Genomic DNA, 20,316 nt, shown 5'->3' with positions numbered 1-20,316 from the left:
ATGGCAACAATAGTAGAAAAGTTTTTTGACGATAAAGCTGCGCTGACTGATGAATTATCTCAGTCGTTAGAGCATGCTTTACGTGATGGCATTGAACGTGATGGCCGTGCAGTATTAATGGTTTCAGGCGGTTCATCGCCAGAACCGGCTTATAAACATTTATCGACCCTTGATTTAAATTGGGCAAACATTGATGTTGCTATGGTTGATGAGCGCTGGGTTGAGGCAAGTCATGAAAAGAGTAATGAAGCATTCATCAAGCGTACTTTGTTACAAAACCATGGTGCAGCGGCTAATTTTATTAGCATGAAAAATACGGCAGCCACTGCAGAGCAAGGGGTTGATGCCTGTGAAGCGCAGTTTCAAGCATTAAAACGTCCTTTTGATGTGACTATTTTAGGCATGGGCCCAGATGGCCACACCGCGTCATTATTCCCACATGCACAAGGCCTGAAAAACGGCCTAGATTCAAGCCAACTTGTGTGCGCTATCAACGCGATACAAAGTGACGTAACAGGCAGTATTACTGAGCGCATGAGCTTAACGTTAAATGCGATTGCACAATCTAAAGTGGTTAAATTGTTAATTAGTGGCGATGAAAAGCTGGCTGTTTATAAACAAGCTTTAGCGGGGGGCGATGTGAATGACATGCCGTTACGTGCGGTATTAAATCACCCAGAGATCAACATTGAAGTGTATTGGGCGCCCTAATTTTAATATAAATTAGATGTGCGCTAAACCTCTTTGTATTGATGGTTTAATGAAAGGTCAGTCGCTTTTGCTACTGACCTTTTTTATTGCTGATCTGTTTTACTCTTTGCTGAATTAAACAAAGCCGCGCAGAGATAAAGATGAAATGCTGAGTATTGCCTCCACAATTAGCAGTATAAAATAGGCTTTTACACCGATTGTAAATCCTGAATAAATTTTACTTATAGCTAAAAAATCAAATGGTTAAATTTATTAAACACTAACTCACAAGCATGTTTTACGGTTTGAAAATTCCTACTCACCACGTTGTTTTAAACAAAATCAATTTAAAAATGCTTCAAGTACATGCTGGAAATGTGAACGAATTAAACAAATTTAATTCGGCTTTTTCATGCAATAATTAATTTCTTTAAAATCATTTGCTTAATGTTGAATTAGCTATTTTTCATACAAAAAGAGCGGAAAAATGTAGCAAAATTGTAATTTTGCATGTATGGTTTGTTACTACTATGACAGCGCTGTCATGGCGGTAGGCAAAATGATAAACAAAAACCAACAAAATGATTCAAGGGGAATCCTGTGTTAGCTAAAAATTTTAAAAAAAGCTTATTAGCAGTAAATATCGGCTTAGTAATGGGAGCCGGGTTCACTGGTGCTGCATTCGCAGCCGATGAAACTAAAGTTCAAGAAGATGTTGAAGTAATCCAAGTTACGGGTATTCGCGCTTCAAATAAAGAAAACTTAAACGGCAAGCGTTTTTCAAATGCCGTTGTTGATGTTGTAACAGCTGAAGACGTTGGTAAGTTTCCTGATGGCGATGTAGGTGAATCTCTTGGTCGTATTTCTGGTGTCAGTGTATCTCGTCAATTTGGACAGGGTCAGCAAGTATCTATCCGTGGTGCATCAGCACAATTAACACGCACATTACTTGACGGTCATACTGTTGCCTCAACTAGCTGGTTCGATCAACAAGCGGTCGATCGTAGCTTTAATTATTCATTACTACCTTCTGAATTAGTAGGTGGCTTAGAAGTTTATAAATCATCTCAAGCTAATCTAGTTGAAGGTGGTATCGGCGGTACTGTAATTGTTAAAACTCGTAAACCGCTAGATTTAGATGCAAACACTGTATTTGCTAGTGTTAAAGCTGATTACGGTACAGTATCTGAGGAGACAGATCCTGAGCTTTCAGGCTTGTACAGCTGGAAAAATGATGGTGAAACATTTGGTATCTTAGCTGCGGGTTCATTATCAGAAGTAGATTATCAACGTAACGGTATTGAATCGTCAGGTGGTTGGAGTGGCGGTATGGCACCCACAACCTTCCAGCAAGCTCGTGAGCGTACTGCGTATAACGTAGCTATGCAATATCAGCCATCAGATTCGCTAGTTTTAGGTCTAACTTATACAAGTTTAGAGCTAGATGCTAACAATGCTAACTCGCAAATCATTATATTCCCAGGTGATGGTTCATGTGAACAAACGAACGCCTCAGGTAACTGTGTTTCGCGTAATATCGACGGCAATGGCACGGCTTTTTTCCAAACATGGGCGCGTAAAGCAAGCATGAAGTCTGATACTGTTGACTTAGATTGGAAATATGACTCAGAGTTATTCACCTTTAAAGGTCGTGTAGGTAAAACAAGCGCAGACAGTGATGTAACAACGGCAAACTATGGTATGTTTGCAAATAACAATAGCGACTTAAATGGGTCTATTGATATGACTGGCGACGTGACTAGATTTAATTTAGCTAACCAATCATACGATGCTAGCATTTTACCTGATACCATCAGCCCACAAACTTGGGCGCCTGAATACAACCCTGATTCAGATGAAGAAAGTTACTTAAATTTAGACTTTGAAATTCCTGTTGAGCTTGGTGTTATTACCGCAATTAAAACGGGCTTAAGATATGCCGATCACAAAGTTGTACAAGATGGTAATGCAGCCAATGTGAATGCCGATTTAGTACCTGTACGTAATGCTAATGAATACTACCCAGGTACCGTGACTGCCGGTGGTGGTTTTGTAATACCTGAACCCGATATGGATCTAATGATTGCTGATTCATTAGCAATGACAGAAGGTTATACAGCACGTCCACAAGCATACGGCACCATAGAAGAAGAAAACTTTGCTTTATATGCGATGGCTGATTTTGACACCGGTGGTATTCGCGGTAATTTAGGTGTTCGTTATATATCAACTGATATTTCGTCAGATTACTATGATTTAAGTGATGAAGGTGTTTACGACTCGACGTTATCTACAGACAAAGCCGATTACAGTGAGTTCTTACCAAGCTTAAACGTGGTTATGGATTTAGCTGACGACTTAATCTTACGTACTTCAGCAGCGCAAGTTATCTCTCGCCCTAATTACGCAGACTTATTTGCAACGCGTAATCTAGCAGGTTATACAGATAACCGTCCTTTAAATGAAGTGTTAAATACGGGTAATGTAGGTTTAAGTCCATTTAAAGCGTTCCAAGCAGACATTGGTGTTGAATGGTATTTTGATGACGATGCTATGTTAAGCGTCACATACTTCACTAAAGAAGTAAGCTCATTTATTTCTACCCAACAACAAACCAATCAACAAATTGGTATCGACATCCCAGTTTATACGACTAACCCAGATGCCGGCGAGCCACCGTGTGGTGCTCAGCAATATGACTGTTGGACAGTAAGCTCATCGACAAATGGTACGGGTGGTTCAATTGAAGGTATTGAGTTCCAAATTCAAGATTCATTCGATAACGGCTTTGGTTATTCATTTAACTACACCTATTCAGATGCGAAAGCACCAGCAGAAAACTACCCAGACCGTGTTGGGGTATTCTCTGATTCATCGAAAAACAGCTATAACGTAGTTGGTTTTTATGAAAATGATGATTTTTCTGCTCGTTTAGCATATAACTGGCGTTCAGAGTTTATTATTCGTGAAGCACCAGGTTGGTACGGTAACCGCGAACATCAAGACTACGGACAGCTAGATTTCAGTGCAACATACTCTGTAACTGATTACTTAGATGTCACTTTCGAAGGGATTAACTTAACAGAGGAAGACAGCGTTCAGCTGGGTAACAATGATGCATCTACCTCATTACCAAACCCTGATTTACTGAATGACTTCCCTGTGTGGAGTTTTGAAGGTGAAGCACGTTACAAGCTTGGTGTAACAATGCGTTTTTAATACGCTAAATGAGTAAAAATAACCTAGGCCCAGCATTGCTGGGCTTTTTTACGAGGTTAAACTTTATTGGTGATTTATGGATATAAAAAAAGTTGCAATTGTAGGTGGTGGAACAGCAGGGTGGTTAGCTGCAAACCACATTGGCAAAGAGATGCTCAATCGTAAAGGTATATCTGTTACTTTAATAGAGTCCCCAGATATACCGCCAATTGGTGTCGGTGAAGGCACAGTCCCCGATATTAGGAATACCCTAAAAAGCTTTGGTATTCGTGAAGATGAATTTATTAGGCAATGTGATGCAACGTTCAAGCAGTCTATAAAGTTTATTAACTGGATGGATAAGAAAAAACATGGCGAAGGCAACTTTTTTCATCATTTATTTGATGTGCCAAGCCCTTATGATGCCAAGCATTTAACTTCTTATTGGTTAAATAACAAAGAGGAAAGTCAAAGTTATGCGCAGGGCTTATCTTCTCAGCATGTTATTTGTGAGGCAGGCTTAGCACCTAAAAATATTACTAATGCTCAATATGAAGGGGAGTTGGCTTACGCGTATCATTTTAATGCAGGCAAGTTTGCACAACTACTCGCTTGTAATGCAAAAGAAAAATTTTCTGTAGAGCATATACACACCCATGTTACACAGGTAAAGCTTGGCGATGACGGCGCTATTGCTGCACTTATTACAGATAACAATGAAGAGCTTGAGTTTGACTTTTATATTGACTGCTCAGGCTTTGAATCTTTACTTATGAGAAAAGCGTTAAAGATTCCTTTTGTTGATGTATCTGAGAGTTTATTAATTAACAGCGCATTAGTGGTACAAGTACCAACCAAAGCCGATGATGCTATTCCTCCTTATACACTTGCCACCGCTCATCAAGCTGGCTGGATTTGGGATATAGCGCTCACCAATAGGCGTGGAGTCGGTTTTGTTTATTCAGATAACCATATGACGGATGAACAGGCACATGAAAAACTTGACCGTTATTTAGGTGACAGTAAGCAAGATCTTACCTACAGAAAAATACCAATGCGGGTCGGTTACCGGAAAAAGTTTTGGCATAAAAATTGTGTTGCCCTTGGCTTAGCGCAAGGGTTTTTAGAACCATTAGAGGCAACGTCAATATTATTAACTGACTTTTCAGCTAAATTTTTAACGTTGCGCTTCCCATCATCAACAACGCAGCTAGAGCAATTAGAAGAGCGTTTTAATCATGCTATGGGGTATGCATGGGAGCGGGTGATTGATTTTATTAAACTTCACTACTGTATATCAGACCGCACTGATTCAGCTTTTTGGATAGCAAATAAAAACCAAGACACTATTTCCTCGTCATTAAAAGAAAAACTTAATTTGTGGAAAGAGTTTACCCCAGTCAGAGATGATTTTTTTAGTCAGTTTGAAGTGTTTTATCTAGAGAACTTCTTATTTGTACTTTATGGAATGAATTACAATACTAAGGCGTCTAACAGCCCCGGTAAAGAACAGGCACACTGTTTAGCGCGTTTAAAACAAAGAGCTGAGATTGATCACTATTTAATAAATAAGCTCCCTGATCACAGAGCGCTTTTAAATAAAATTAAACAGTATGGGCTTCAGTCAATCTAACCCTTATCTTACACTTGCAAAAGAGGCTATCGACAGACGGCCTTTTTTAGCATCGGCTAAGCAGCTTTGCTCAGAGTAAATATTTGCACTGTGTAATAAGTTACCTTGGTAAATAACTAGGCGATTAAATTTAGCATCTATTTTAAACACCTGCTCAAATAAGCTAGTGGTACCTGCTAAATAGCCTTGATGTTCATCAGGGTTATTTTTAACATCGTTAACTATATCTGCCAATAGTGGTTTGTGTTGCTCTTTAAATTCAATAATGTTTTGCGGTATGTATTTATAAATACTGGTGCCACCGAGTTCCTCACCAGATAAATAATGCACAAACGCATAGTCTCTTTCATCACATGAATCGATATGGGGCACTTTTTGATCGACAATTAAATTAGCCGGTTTACATGAAACTAATGAAAGCAAACTTTTATGAAGAATAGACTCGTGGTAGTTTTTGTTTTCTATTTTAGGCAGTATTTCATTTTGAAAAAATGCGTGCAGCAACCTCAAGTACGGTTGTGGCATATTATCGCGGATCCCCGGATAAAAGGAATTATCTGAGAACATAGGATTAAAGTAAGCTATGTTATGGGCAAAATTCATTACACTGCTTGTATCTAAAAGAAAATCATCAACAACGTAAGCGTATACCTGTGTGCCAGGGATCATCAACTTTTCAATTTTTAACTGTGGATTTATGGTTAAATTTTTCATTTTTAAGGTCTAATTTTTGATGAGAATATTTAAGTGTAAACATCTTACCTCGCTGTAAAATTAATATATCACCTCTGACAACGCTGTCAAAGCTATCAGCAAGTGTATTTAATGGCTAATAGACCAGTGAACGTTGGCAAAAGTAACGTTTTTTATATATTTGTCTAAATAATCAACGATAATTTTTTGTTAATTAATATCCTACAAACTGCCACAAAATTTTCACTTCCTTTTTGTTGCCAAAACCTTTAGCCTTAGGGCACTAACAGTAAAAAATCAAATTTATAAAATAACGGAGCAGTAACATGGCGGAGCAACAAGTACAGCCTTTACACAACGAAAAACATGCCAACACTAAAATTAAAAATGGCATCAATATCGAATTTATGAAAACTCAACACTTAGTGCCAGTTGTAGCACACGAGTTTGCGCGTATCGCCAATGAGTTTCCAATGTCTTTTGTTAAAAATAACGAAACAGGTACTTTTCAAGCGGTTGCTATGTTTGGCTTAGAGCCTGGCGAAAACTTATTTGTTGATGGCGACAAATGGACAGCAGCATTTGCACCTATGGCAACAACGCGTTACCCATTAGGTTTAGTAAAGCACCCTGAGCAAGATCAATTTGGTATTGTAATTGACGAAGCGAGCTCATTAGTTGGTGAAGAAGAGGGTAATGCATTATTCGAAAACGGTGAAGAAACTGATTACCTTAAGCGTCGTAAAGAAGCGTTAGTATCGTTCATTGAGTTTTCACAAGTCACTGATGCGTTCACTAAATTCCTTGCTGATAAAGAATTACTAGTAGCACAAACGCTAACGGTTGATATTAAAGGCGAGAAAAAAGACATCAACGGTATTTACCTTATCGATGAGAAAAAACTAAATGAGCTAAGCGATGCAGACTTTCTAGAGCTTCGTAAACGCGGTTATTTAGCACCTATCTATTCTTTCTTAACGTCTACTCACCAAGTAGCACGTTTAGCACGTTTAAAAGCGCAACAAGCGTAATTTTTAAACAGAATTTAAAAAGCGCCTCAGGGCGCTTTTTTTATACCATTAAACTCAGTTCACTTGAAAAACCCCACGTAACCATTCACATTAGTTTTAATCTTAACTAACAAAAGAACGCACAATGAAAAAATCACTATTACTAGGACTGCTTTGCGGTAGTTTAATGAGTGTGAGCTCATCTGCATTGAGTGCGAGCACGCCGTTTGCCATTGCGATTCATGGCGGGGCAGGCACAATCGAAAAAAGTAAATTTACACCTGCTCAAGAGCAAGCTTACCGCGATAAATTAGCTCAAGCTGTTGAGACTGGGTATAAGGTACTTGAACAAGGCGGAGAAAGCCTTGATGCAGTCACAGCAGCCATTGAAGTGTTAGAGCAATCGCCTTATTTTAACGCCGGACGTGGCGCGGTATACACCTATGATGGTAGCCATGAGTTAGATGCTTCTATTATGGATGGTCGTAACCGCCAAGCTGGAGCGGTTTCGGGCATTAAGCACATAGAAAGTCCAATTAAACTTGCCCGTTTAGTGATGGAAAAATCAGTGCATGTGATGTTAAGTGGCCAAGGTGCAGAAGAGTTTGCTAAAGAGCAAGGCGTTAGCTTAGTAGAGAATAATATATTTGATACAAAGCATCGCTATGAAGCTTTATTAAAAGCAAAGGAAAAACTAGAGGCGAGCAAAAGCACCAATAAAGATTATCAAGCAGCGCACAAGGCGTTACCCGCTAATTATAAAATGGGGACTGTGGGTGCGGTTGCACTGGATAAACAAGGTAATTTAGCCGCGGGTACGTCAACTGGCGGAATGACCGCAAAACGTTTTGGCCGTATTGGTGATGCACCAGTTATTGGCGCGGGTACCTTTGCAGAAAACGCCTCGTGTGCAGTATCGGCAACCGGCCATGGCGAATATTTTATTCGTTATAATGTGGCAAGCGATATTTGCGCACGAGTAAAATATCAAGGTAAAACCATTGCTCAAGCCGGGGATGAAGTAATAAATGGGGTGCTTAAACCGATTGGCGGCACAGGCGGTGTTATTATTGTTGATACAAAAGGCAATATTAGCCTGCCGTTTAACACCACAGGCATGTACCGTGCGAGTAAATCGAATACGCAAGCGACTTATGTAGGTATTTTTAGCGATGAATAAGCGTTTTTCTTTAGTGGCTGGAGGTTTATATAATAATCCGCTGATTGTTATGTCCTTTACAGGATTAACCCCAGCCATTTAATTTGCTACAATCGGGGCTCTTTGACTAATTTTTATAAGGTATGCAGGTGGTAAACCTAGGTCAGTTGTTTGGCGAGCTAAAAACGTGCTTAAAAAAAGATCAATTCAGTTTTAAAAAGCGCCTTCATGGCGTAAAAAAAATTACCGACGAGGCAAAACTTACCAGTGCGCTTGAAAAAATTACGGCTGATATCAGTCGCAGTCAATCGCTTCGCGAGCAGCGTTTAGCTGGGCTACCTAACGTTACTTATCCTGAGCAATTACCGGTCAGTCAAAAAAAAGACACCATTAAAGAGGCCATTGCGAATAATCAAGTGGTGATCATTGCTGGTGAAACCGGCTCAGGTAAAACCACACAAATTCCTAAAATGTGTTTAGAGTTAGGCCGTGGGGTTGATGGGTATATAGGCCATACTCAACCTAGACGTTTAGCTGCACGTAGCGTTGCCAATCGTATAGCAGAAGAAATGCAATGCGAGCTTGGTCAGCAAGTGGGTTTTAAAATTCGCTTTAGCGATCAGGTTTCTAATAACAGTTATATAAAACTGATGACCGACGGTATTCTATTAGCTGAAATACAACAAGACCGTTTTTTGAATCAATACGACACCATTATTATTGATGAGGCGCATGAGCGCAGTTTAAACATTGATTTTATTTTAGGTTACCTTAAAAATTTACTTCCTAAACGTCCTGACTTAAAAGTTATTATTACCTCAGCGACCATTGATCCAGAACGTTTTTCTAAGCACTTTGATGATGCGCCAATTATTGAAGTATCAGGCCGGACATTCCCTGTGGATGTACGCTATAACCCCATCAGTGATATCCAAAAAGAAGACATGGAAGCCGAAGGCGACCAGTTACAGGGGATTTTTGATGCGGTCGATGAACTTTGCGCTGAAGGCCCCGGTGATATTCTGATCTTTTTAAACGGTGAGCGAGAAATACGCGATACCGCCGATGCGCTAAGTAAGCGCAATTTAAAACACACCGATATATTACCTTTGTATTCAAGGCTATCGAACGCTGAGCAAAATCGTATTTTTGCGCCGCATTCGCGCCGCCACATTATTCTCTCAACCAACGTGGCTGAAACATCGCTAACGGTGCCAGGTATTCGTTATGTTATTGACCCGGGTACGGCGCGTATTAGTCGTTACAGTTACCGTACAAAGGTTCAACGTTTACCCATAGAGCCTATTTCGCAAGCCAGTGCTAATCAGCGAATGGGGCGTTGTGGACGTGTTGAAGCGGGTATTTGTATTCGCTTGTATTCAGAGGACGATTTTTTATCACGTCCTGAATTTACCGATCCTGAAATATTGCGTACTAACTTAGCGTCAGTTATTTTACAAATGCTGGCATTAGGGTTGGGTGATATGGCGCAATTTCCTTTTGTGCAAGCCCCAGATAGCCGCAACATTAACGATGGTTTAACACTGCTTGAAGAGTTACAAGCGGTAAAAGAAGCTAAACGTCATCAAAAAACCAGTTTAACGCAATCTGGTCGAGAGCTGAGTCGTTTGCCAGTGGATCCGCGTTTAGCAAAAATGGTGCTGACTGCGCATAAGCTGGGTGCATTGCGTGAGGTGATTATTATTGTTGCTGCGCTCTCAATTCAAGACCCACGAGAACGACCACAAGAAAAACGCCAGGCAGCGAATGAAAAACACGGTCGCTTTGACGATCCAGACTCTGACTTTATCGCCTTTTTAAACTTGTGGAATTACCTCGAAGAGCAGCAAAGTGAGCTGACCAATAGCCAGTTTAGAAAGCTATGTCAAAAAGATTTTTTAGCGTATATGCGCATTCGTGAATGGCAAGACATCGTTTATCAAATCAGCACTGTGTGCAATGAAATGAAAATGAAAGCCACCACGAATGTTGCAGACAGCGAGCTTATTCACAAAGCACTGTTAAGTGGCATGCTCAGTCATATCGGTTTTAAAGACGAAAAGCAGCTGTATAAAGGCGCACGTAATAGCCAATTTCATATTTTTCCAGGATCTGGCTTGTTTAAAAAGAGCCCCAAGTGGATGATGTCGGCTGAATTGGTAGAAACCAGTAAACTCTATGCCCGTATTAATGCCAAAATAGATGTGAACTGGGTAGAACCGTTTGCTCAACATTTGGTAAAACGAAGCTATACAGAGCCACACTGGGAGAAAAAGCCCGGTGCAGTCATTGCCTTTGAGCAACAAACACTTTACGGCCTGCTTATCGTTAATAAACGCCGGTGTGTGTATAGCAAGATTGATCCTAAAGTAAGCCGCGAATTATTTATCCGCTCGGCGCTGGTTGAACAAGAGCTTGGATTAAATGAAGCATTTTTAGCGTATAACCGCGAATTAATTGAAGATATTCAAGTGCTCGAAAACAAGTCTCGTAGACGCGATATTTTAGTTGATGAGCAAACCTTGTTTGAGTTTTACGAGAAGAAAATACCCAGCGATATTAACAATCGTGCTGCGTTTATTAAGTGGTATAAAACACAAAAACAACAAGACAAACACTACCTGCACATGACGCGCGAAGAGCTCATGCAACATGGCGCCAGCAGCATTACCGAATTTGACTACCCAGATACATGGCAGCAAGATAATTTGATGCTGCCGCTTACCTATCACTTTGATCCAGGCCAAGCGGTTGATGGCGTTGCCGTACAAATACCCGTTGCACTGTTAAACCAAGTGCAAGAAAGTGGCTTTGATTGGCATATACCGGCATTTCGTCATGAGTTAATTTGTGGGTTAATTAAGTCATTACCAAAGTCATTGCGTCGTAACTTTGTTCCTGCGCCCAATTATGCCGATGCGGTGTTAGCGGCTATAGAGCCATTACAAGGCTCGTTAATCGACTCGCTAAGCAATCGATTACTACGTATGACCGGCGTCCGTGTAGACCCTGAGGCGTGGGATTTAACTGCGCTTGCTCCGCATTTAAGGCTACAATTTGAAGTGCGCGATGAACACGACAAGCTACTGGCACGTGGACTCGATTTAGCTAAACTTAAAGCGCAGCTACAAGGCAAGGTCACCGACACCTTATCTAAAGTCGCCGACAAAGGCATAGAAAAAACCGATTTAACGCAGTGGGATTTTGGAGAGTTACCAACATCCTATGTGAAAAAGCAAGGTCAGTACGAAATTAAAGCGTACCCTGCGCTGGTGGATAAAAAATCAACGGCGGCAGTGGAGTTATTCGATAACGAAATTAAAGCGCAATTAGCGCACCAGCAGGGGTTGCGTCGTTTAGTGTTATTAAACGTGCCATCACCCATTAAATACCTGCAGCAAAATTTACCAAACAAGGCTAAGCTAGGGTTGTACTTTAATCCTTTTGGTAAAATTGCCGATTTAATAGATGACTGCATTGCATCGGGTGTTGATAGCCTATTAGTTAAATATGGTGATATTCGTACAAGTGATGCATTTGAAGCGGTTAAAGAGCATATTCGCGGCGAATTAGGCGACACCGTAGTAGCAATTGCAACCCAAGTAGAGCAAGTACTGAGTATTGCTCATGCGCTGCATAAAAAAATGAAAGGGCGAGTAGATTTAACCATGATCACTGCCCATGGCGATATTAAATCTCAGTTAGAATCGCTTATTTTTAAAGGTTTTGTGAGCCAGCATGGGGCGGATAAGCTCGGCGATTTAATTCGTTACTTAAAAGCGATTCAAAAACGACTAGAAAAGCTACCCGTTGACCCAAATCGTGATAGATTATGTGTGCTAGAGCTTGAAAAAGTGGCGCAAGAATATAAAAAACTGACGAATAAAACCCCTAAAGGAATGCCATTGCCTGACGATGTTGAGGCTATTTTTTGGATGCAGCAAGAATTACGCGTATCCTTATTTGCGCAAACCTTAGGTACACCTTATCCAATTTCAGCGAAACGTGTGTTAAATGCGATAAAAGAAATTGAATAATCCCTTTATTCGCTATTAAGCTAGGGTCTGTTGACCTTTGCTGATTGAAATTCGTTCAAACTAAGGGCGTTTTAATCACGGCGCGAGGTTTGTAACCTAGTGGGCTAAGTAAAAACCACACCACATAGGCTCTGCCTTGCCTAAATACCAAACAGGCTACTGCAAATTCAACCTTGAACGGTCAACAGACCCTAAGGGACTAACTTGAGAAGGAAATGACATTGCTATGTCCTCATTACTAAAACACCAAGCGCGACAATTGTTAGTGGTTGATGATGAGTATTTCAATTTTGAAATACTCAAAGCAGGGTTAGCATCAACATTTGATTTAAGCTATGCTGATTCTGGTAAAAGTTGTTTAGCATCTGCCATTGCTAATCCGCCTGATATTATTTTGCTTGATGTATGTATGCCGGGGCTTGATGGTTATGATACCTGTCGCATACTTAAACATACGCCAGAGACAAAACACATTCCGGTGGTGATGATATCAGGACTTGAGTCAGAGCTTGAGCAACAAGCAGGCTTTGACTCAGGGTGTGATGCTTACGTTGTAAAACCTTTTTCTATCGCCGTACTACGAGAAAAAATTAATAATATTGTGTAGAGGGAATTATGTTTACTGAAGATAAGCGAAACTACAGACGTATGCAGGTTAACACACCCGCTAAGTTAACCTCGATTGAGCCCGTCGCAGGACTAAGTTACACAGGCACCTGCCTTGACTTAAGTGCAACAGGGCTCTCCTTGCAGCTCGATGATTTATTAGAGCTTAACTCAATTTTATCGGTTGATATTGCATCAACCCATCCAAGCATTGCACCGTTAAAAGCCACTGCAAAGGTGATACGTGCCAGCACAGAAGAGGATGGCACGATAACCGCAGGGCTAGAAATTATTGAGTTTAACTAAAATTAGTGTTTAGTAAACCTTACAAATAAGGCCTTTAAGATAAAAGCCTTCAGGGTAGCTGCCCGCAATAGGGTGGTCAGCTGCTTGATTTAAGCGCTCCATGATCAGCAAATCTTTACCTGCATCAAGTGCTGCATCTGCAACCACTTTTTGAAACAAATTTTGTTCCATTAAACCAGAGCATGAGAAAGTAAGCAGTGTGCCGCCTGGTTTTAATATTTGCATCGCAATCATATTAATATCTTTGTAACCCCGACACGCCCCAGTTAACTGCGCTTTATTATCAGCAAATTTAGGCGGATCCATCACAATCGTATCAAACATCACGCCGTCTTCACGGTATTGGCGCAATAACTTAAATACATCTTGTTTTACAAAGTCGACTTTATTTAAATCAAGGTTGTTATGTTCAACATTGCGCTTTGCTGTATCAAGAGCTGGTTGTGAAACATCGACATTGGTTACATGCTTACAGCCACCACGCAGGGCATAAAGAGAAAACGTCCCCGTATAACTAAAGCAATTTAATACGGTTTTATCTTTTGAAAAACGCTCCAGCGCAGCACGGCTATCACGTTGATCTAAATAAAAGCCGGTTTTATGGCCTTCAAGAATATCAACTTCAATTTTTAAACCATTTTCTTCAATGATAACTGGCGCTGTGGGTTCATTACCCCAAAGCACTCCTTTAATTGGCTCCAAGCCTTCTTTAGTGCGCACATCTACATCTGAGCGCTCATAAATATTAGAGCCTGGGAAAATAGCCATTAATGCACCAACAATTTCACCTTTGTGGCGCTCAGCACCGGCACTGAGTAACTGACAAACCAAGGTGTTATCAAATTTATCTATGGTAACACCCGGTAAATAATCTGATTCTGCTGCACATAATCTAAAGCCGGTCAGTCCACCTTCTTCAATCGCATGACTACGCGCCTCTAAAGCACGACGTAGGCGACGCTCGAAAAAATGTTGATCTATGACTTCTTTTTCATCAAAGCTCCAAACACGCGCGCGAATTTGTGAATGCGGGCTGTAAGCCGCGGTGGCTAAAAACTTACCTTCACTGTCGTGTATGGTTACCGTCTCACCTAATCCAGGTTTACCTTTAATTTTTTTGATGGCTTTAGAAAATAACCAAGGGTGTTTTCTTTTTAATGATTTATCGCGACCAGCTTGCAGGTAAACGGCAGATGACATAGGGCTTCTCTGTAGTAATAAATAAGCGCTGTATTTTAGTCAAGCCAAGCGCAACATACAATGAATGTTTTGCAAGGGCCTTATAAATCGCGTTAAAGTAGGGGATATTACCTCGTTTAAATAGATTTTTGGAAGCTCGGTGAACAATTTAGCCCTTAGCCCTTCATTAAAGCAACTTAATCAGCAATGCAGAGAATTTATAACAGCGCTTATCCATGCTGATGTAGCCCATGATATTACCCATATTGAACGGGTAGTACGTGTTGCAGTTAAATTATGCACTGCTGAAAAAGCCAATATGAATGTTGTTTTACCTGCTGCGTGGTTACATGATTGTGTGGCCGTAGCAAAAAACCATCACGATAGGGCAAAAGCTTCAACGATGGCTGCCGATAAAGCGATTAGTTTTTTAGCGTCTATTGGCTATGATGAAGCGCTATTTGATGATATTCACCATGCTATTGCCGCGCATAGTTTTAGCGCCAATATTGCTATTAAAACCGTTGAAGCACAGATTGTACAAGATGCTGACAGAATGGATGCTTTAGGGGCTATTGGTGTTAGTCGTTGTATGAAAGTGGGGGGCTCAATAAGCCGACTTTTGTACAATCCTAATGATCCATTTTGTTTAGAGCGTGAACCTGATGATAAACAGTACACCTTAGATCATTTTTTTATAAAGTTGCTGCATATTGCAAAAAGTATGAATACACCTTCAGCTAAAGCTGAAGCACTTAGAAGAACAGATTATATGTATGATTTTTTAGAGCAGTTAAAATCTGAAATTGGAGGGTAAGACAGTGAGGCCAAAATTGAGCGGTATTGATCATTGTCATTTAAATGTTCAGAGCCTCACCCAAGCCGTTGATTGGTATGAAAAGGTGCTTGGTTTTACCGTAGTAGAGGAATTAGCATTTTGGAATGAAGAAGGCAAAGGCCCTTTAACGCTTGAAGATGAAAACGCATCCACACGTTTAGCTTTATTTGAGGCACCAGGGACAAGCAAAGGAATTGCTTTTGCTGCAGCCGGTGAGCAATTTATTGCGTGGTTAGCACATTTTGAGCAGCTTGGAATTAAAACGATACTGGCTGATCATGGCGTGACTTTTTCTATGTATTTTAAAGATAACAGTGGCAATAGCCATGAGATCACTTCCCATGACTACCGCATTATAAAACAGCATTTTCCAGCTGTAGCGTTAGGCTCTCACAATGCCAAAAGGGGCTAGGTCCTGTTGAACTTTGCGTAGTAATATTTATTCAAAAAAGAGACGATTTAATCGCGTTCTTGATGAGCCTTTTTTATCGCTAAAATAGCGTCTATTTTGCTAATAAAAAGATCAACCAGATGAGGGTCAAAGTGTTTTCCTGCTTGTTGTTGCATATGCTCTAGTGTTTGCTCAATGCTCCACGGCTCTTTATAAGGACGTTTTGATGTAAGTGCATCAAATACATCAGCAATCGCTACAATCCGCCCCTCAATGGAGATTTCCTCGCCTTTTAACCCATTAGGATAACCTGTGCCATCCCATTTTTCATGATGTTCAATAGCCAACACATGGGCAAGTTGCAGTAAGGGGGAAGGTGAGTTAGCCAATATTTTAGCCCCTATAGCGGCATGCTCTTTCATGTGTGCAAATTCGTCGGGGGTTAATTTGCCAGGTTTTAACAGTATCGAATCAGGAATACCTATTTTTCCGACATCGTGCATTGGCGCAGCTTGACGTAATAATTCTGCGTGTTGTTCATTCATTCCCAACGCTAAAGCAAGTACTTTGCTGTATTGGCTCATTCGTGCAATATGCTCACCCGTATCGGTATCTTTATACTCTGCCGCGCGACCCAATCGCTCAACTAAATCTACATGTGCTTGTTTTAGTTGCTCGGCTTGTACTAAAGAAAGATGAGTTTTTACCCTTGCCTTTACAATCGCAGGGCTAATAGGTTTGGTTATATAGTCAACCGCACCTAGCGAAAACCCTTCCGATTCATCTTGTTCTTGCGTGAGGGCGGTGACAAAAATGACCGGAATGTGTGCGGTTTTAGGATTAGCTTTTAAAATTTTGCACACTTCAAAGCCATTCATATCTGGCATCATTACATCAAGTAAAATGAGTTTTGGCGGATCGTTTTCTATTAATTGCAGTGCCACAGCCCCCGATTTAGCAAACGATAAACGGTAGTTACTCGCTAAGACCTCGCGCATTACTTTTAAATTTGCAGGTTCATCATCGACGATTAATATTCGCGCCTGACTTATCGATTGATCCATCGGTATCCTCAGAAGAGCTAGTTATTGAGTGTTGTTAATAATGCGTTGAGCTGTGTTTGTGCATTATCAAATTCAAAGTCATTAAACTGCTCATAAATATTTAAAATAGCAACTTTGTGTTGTTCGGGTGTTATTCTTACAATATAACTTAATAACGTATCATCCAACTCTGCTCGTTTAGCTTGGCTGAGTAAAAGCGTTAATTGGTGAATAAATTCAGCATCTGACACGGTTTCTTTTTGTAATTCATTCTCTTTAAAAGCAATGTGTAAGTGTGATAATTCATCTGCTAGCTGCTGCCACTCTTGCTGACATTTTAATATGCACTGAGTATAACTGGCTATATCACGTTGTTTTTCAGCTTGCGCAATTAAGTAAGATAAATTATTGAGCGCTAAATTACCGGCAAGGCCTTTTAAATTATGCAAAATATGAGCATGATGCTTATCGTTTAGCTTAGTGGTCGCCAAGGTTTGCATACTATTTTGATGCTGAGCTAAAAAGAGTACAACCTCTTTGAGATGTTTCTCTTTGCTGCCCCACATTTTTTCGCCTTTACTAAAATCTATACGAAGTTTTGAATCTATTGGATCGTTAGTTACTAACTGGCTGATAGCAAGCCCAAGCACCCGTGCTATTTCTTGGTTGAGTTGGTTTATGTCAACGGGTTTGGTTGTAAAACCATTCATACCCGCTTGTTTGGCTGTTAGCTTATCTTGCTGTAGCACACTGGCCGTTAAGGCAATTATTGGCGTGTGCTTTAGTTGTTTTTGCTGCTCTAAAGAGCGAATTGATGCTGTGGCACTGATCCCATCACATTTAGGCATATGAATATCCATTAGGATAATATCAAAGCGATGCTGATTAAACATGTCAATGGCCTCAAAACCATTATTTGCTTTACTTACCTGATGGCCTGCTTGGGAAAGCATAATAGTGAGTAGTTCGATATTTTGTTCAATATCATCCACCACTAAGATTTTTAATGGGGGTAAGTTAAATGCGTTTTTACTAATGGCTTGCACCTGACTTTTTTCGCCTGGCTCAAGCCCAACAGTAAAGGAAAAACAGCTACCTTGACCAAGGGTACTTTGTGCATATATTTTGCCGCCCATTAATTCAACCAGCTGCTTACTAATTGTTGTGCCAAGCCCTGTGCCACCAAATCGGCGTGTTGTGGTGCCATCTGCTTGCTCAAAGGGTTTAAAAATAGCCTCAAGGCGACCTTTTTCGATACCTATACCACTATCTTGTACTTCAAATAAAATGGGTTGATTGGGTTTATGAGTAACCGAAACAGTAACATGGCCTTGCTCAGTAAACTTTATCGCATTGCCGATTAAATTGGTTAGCACTTGGCGTAAACGCGTATCATCACCAAAATAAAATGGATTTATATTGTCAGCTATTTTTAAAATGAGCTGTAAGTCTTTTCGTTTTGCATCAAGCCAAAATGTCGACACAATATTATCGAGCAATTCTTGCAAGTTAAAATGTACTTTTTGAATTTCGAGTTTACCTTTCTCTAGCTTTGCTGAGTCAAGGATATCGTTGAGTAAATGCAATAAAGAACGCGCAGCGTTATTAACGGTAATAATTTGTTTTTGTTGTTCTTTATTAAGCGGACTATCCATTAAAATATCACTAAAGCCAATAATTGCATTCATGGGGGTACGTATCTCATGGCTCATATTTGCCATAAAAGACTGTTTAGCTTGCGCGGCTGCTTCAGCCTCGTATTTAGCTTGCTTTAAGCTTTGCTCATATTCATGGCGCTTGGTTATATCAACTAAAACGCCATCAACCCAGCGTGTATCATCTTTAGAGTTAGTGATAATACTTGCTTGATCGAGTACCCAAATAATATTGCCGTTGCGATGGCGAATGCGGTACTCAATTGAGTATTGACTGGTCGATGCAACTGCTTGATCAATCGCTAAAGAAATCGCCGCTTCATCTTCTTTAACAATAAGCTCGGCAAAGGTAATACGCTGCTCAGTAAATTCTTCAGCGCGATAACCCGTCAGTTCATAGACGCTAGGGCTGATAAACAACATACTCCAGTGTTCATCTAACAAGCAGCGAAATACCACACCGGGCATATTGTTCATCAAGGTACGGTATTGTCGCTCTTTTTCAATTAAGCTTTGTTGTAACGCTCTTTGCTCAGTTAAATCGGTAATAAAGCCCACAAACAATGTTTCAGTTTGTAATTGCTTTACTTCACCAATCCCTAAGCGAATTGGAAATTGATGACCATTTTTATGTTTTGCCCACACATCGCGATTAACACCAATAACACGTTTTACCTCATGGTTTGTTGTATTTTTTAAAAAAGCATCGTGTTGATTAGCAATATCATCAGCCATTAATATTTTTACATTCTGGCCAATAACCTCATTATCTTGCCAGCCAAAAATTGTTTCTGAGGCTTTATTAAAGCTCAAAATAGTGCCTTTAATATTGATAGTAACGATGCCGTCAATGGCAGTTGATAAAATAGCATCAAGGCGAGACTCTTCAGCTGATTTTTTCCCTAACAGCATTCTGTAACGGATCATGCCATTGATGATCACAACCACCGCTGTTAATAAAAGCGTGGCGAACGACACACTAATAGCAATAAAGGTTAGATGTGATTGGTTTGTTTGCTCGTTAATTATCGGGCTTGTTGCAATAAATCGCGTAGCAGCCATGCCCATATAATGCATACCAGCCACGGCAAGGCCAAGAATAAGGGCGCAAATAATACGATTATGCACAGGCGTTAATTTTTTAAAGTGTGCTGGTAAATGAAAACGTGCATAGAGACTTATAAAAGACAGCAGCACTGCAACAACAATTGAAGCGCCAAACCATATTGGATCATAACGAAGTAAAGGACTTAATTGCATCGCTGCCATACCGCTGTAATGCATGGTGCCAACACCCGCGCCAAATAAAAGAGAGCTTAGAATTAAATTGATAATACGAGGGTTAGAGCTATATGTTTTCAAACAAGAAAAAGCAATGGTACATGCCAGTAACGCCGGTATAAACGACACAAAAGTGAGTGTGGGGTCGTATTCAATTGTAGTGCACAAAGAAAATGCGAGCATAGCAATAAAGTGCATGCTCCAGACCCCTCCGGCAAGGACTAAGGCTGCGGTTATATTGGCTAACTTTCGATAAGATTTAAAATGTGTATTATTTGCTAAATCGATAACGTGCAAAGAAAAATAAGCTGCAAAAATTGCGGTGAGTATAGATAGTGTCACTAAACTTGGGTCGTATACACCATTAATAATTAGGCTTGGATCTGGTTCGTTTATAAAAAAATTAGCTAACATCAATCATTCACATAATAACTCTTAAATTCAGTCTAATATAAAATACAATAATAATCACAAGGTATTGAGTTATAAATTACAAAAGCAACGTAAGTGTTTTAAGCTCTAAACCATACTATTAATTGAGTAGCACTAAATGCATTGTTATTAAAATGGCATTTAGTGGGGATTATTTATAGATCA

14 protein-coding genes are annotated in these 20,316 nt (G+C 40.2%); 10 read left to right on the top strand and 4 right to left on the bottom strand.

Features of this window, described 5'->3' with window-relative positions; genetic code table 11:
- The 3 genes from pgl to QL986_RS02330 all read left to right on the top strand — a co-directional run bounded on the left by pgl (window position 1) and on the right by QL986_RS02330 (window position 5,521).
- The gene (gene pgl / locus QL986_RS02340) at window positions 1-711 is read left to right on the top strand and encodes a 6-phosphogluconolactonase (protein ID WP_013465246.1); all 711 of its coding nucleotides are present in this window, start codon (window positions 1-3) and stop codon (window positions 709-711) included.
- A gap of 579 nt (window positions 712-1,290) precedes the next feature.
- Complete coding sequence (locus QL986_RS02335) at window positions 1,291-3,909, top strand: TonB-dependent receptor (protein WP_024601127.1); 2,619 nt, start codon at window positions 1,291-1,293, stop codon at window positions 3,907-3,909.
- A 76-nt stretch (window positions 3,910-3,985) separates the two neighbouring features.
- Window positions 3,986-5,521 carry a tryptophan halogenase family protein gene (locus QL986_RS02330; RefSeq protein ID WP_290191083.1) on the top strand — a complete coding sequence of 512 codons (1,536 nt, stop codon included), beginning with the start codon at window positions 3,986-3,988 and terminating at the stop codon, window positions 5,519-5,521.
- Window positions 5,522-5,524: 3 nt separating this feature from the next.
- On the opposite strand, the gene QL986_RS02325 is transcribed toward QL986_RS02330, so the two are convergent.
- Window positions 5,525-6,235: a DUF6445 family protein gene (locus QL986_RS02325; protein WP_024601129.1), complete on the bottom strand. Its 711-nt coding sequence runs from the start codon at window positions 6,233-6,235 to the stop codon at window positions 5,525-5,527.
- Window positions 6,236-6,540: 305 nt separating this feature from the next.
- Between QL986_RS02325 and QL986_RS02320 the strand changes: the two genes are divergently transcribed.
- The 5 genes from QL986_RS02320 (at window position 6,541) to QL986_RS02300 (ending at window position 13,332) form a co-directional block, all read left to right on the top strand.
- Window positions 6,541-7,245: a SapC family protein gene (locus QL986_RS02320; RefSeq protein WP_013465241.1), complete on the top strand. Its 705-nt coding sequence runs from the start codon at window positions 6,541-6,543 to the stop codon at window positions 7,243-7,245.
- 124 nt (window positions 7,246-7,369) lie between these two features.
- Complete coding sequence (locus tag QL986_RS02315; RefSeq protein ID WP_013465240.1) at window positions 7,370-8,404, top strand: isoaspartyl peptidase/L-asparaginase; 1,035 nt, start codon at window positions 7,370-7,372, stop codon at window positions 8,402-8,404.
- A gap of 128 nt (window positions 8,405-8,532) precedes the next feature.
- A complete protein-coding gene (gene hrpA / locus QL986_RS02310; RefSeq protein WP_174818632.1) occupies window positions 8,533-12,420 on the top strand; it encodes an ATP-dependent RNA helicase HrpA in 3,888 nt (1,295 codons plus the stop codon).
- Between the two features lie 226 nt (window positions 12,421-12,646).
- On the top strand, window positions 12,647-13,027 hold the full coding sequence (locus QL986_RS02305) for a response regulator (RefSeq protein ID WP_013465238.1): 381 nt from the start codon (window positions 12,647-12,649) through the stop codon (window positions 13,025-13,027).
- An 8-nt stretch (window positions 13,028-13,035) separates the two neighbouring features.
- Window positions 13,036-13,332 carry a PilZ domain-containing protein gene (locus QL986_RS02300; protein WP_013465237.1) on the top strand — a complete coding sequence of 99 codons (297 nt, stop codon included), beginning with the start codon at window positions 13,036-13,038 and terminating at the stop codon, window positions 13,330-13,332.
- A 9-nt stretch (window positions 13,333-13,341) separates the two neighbouring features.
- Here the strand turns inward: QL986_RS02300 and QL986_RS02295 are convergent, their stop codons facing one another.
- On the bottom strand, window positions 13,342-14,532 hold the full coding sequence (locus tag QL986_RS02295) for a class I SAM-dependent methyltransferase (protein WP_290191082.1): 1,191 nt from the start codon (window positions 14,530-14,532) through the stop codon (window positions 13,342-13,344).
- A 139-nt stretch (window positions 14,533-14,671) separates the two neighbouring features.
- Between QL986_RS02295 and QL986_RS02290 the strand changes: the two genes are divergently transcribed.
- A complete protein-coding gene (locus QL986_RS02290; RefSeq protein ID WP_290191081.1) occupies window positions 14,672-15,328 on the top strand; it encodes an HD domain-containing protein in 657 nt (218 codons plus the stop codon).
- A gap of 4 nt (window positions 15,329-15,332) precedes the next feature.
- Window positions 15,333-15,761: a VOC family protein gene (locus QL986_RS02285; RefSeq protein ID WP_290191080.1), complete on the top strand. Its 429-nt coding sequence runs from the start codon at window positions 15,333-15,335 to the stop codon at window positions 15,759-15,761.
- Between the two features lie 47 nt (window positions 15,762-15,808).
- On the opposite strand, the gene QL986_RS02280 is transcribed toward QL986_RS02285, so the two are convergent.
- A complete protein-coding gene (locus QL986_RS02280; RefSeq protein ID WP_290191079.1) occupies window positions 15,809-16,804 on the bottom strand; it encodes a two-component system response regulator in 996 nt (331 codons plus the stop codon).
- Between the two features lie 17 nt (window positions 16,805-16,821).
- Window positions 16,822-20,133 carry a PAS domain S-box protein gene (locus QL986_RS02275; RefSeq protein WP_290191078.1) on the bottom strand — a complete coding sequence of 1,104 codons (3,312 nt, stop codon included), beginning with the start codon at window positions 20,131-20,133 and terminating at the stop codon, window positions 16,822-16,824.
- Between the last annotated feature and the right edge of the window lie 183 nt (window positions 20,134-20,316).

It is taken from the genome of Pseudoalteromonas sp. APC 3250 (genome assembly GCF_030407915.1).
Classification (GTDB): domain Bacteria; phylum Pseudomonadota; class Gammaproteobacteria; order Enterobacterales; family Alteromonadaceae; genus Pseudoalteromonas; species Pseudoalteromonas tetraodonis.
Note: the sequence above shows the minus strand (reverse complement) of the source record. Positions and strands in the feature narration are given on the sequence as shown.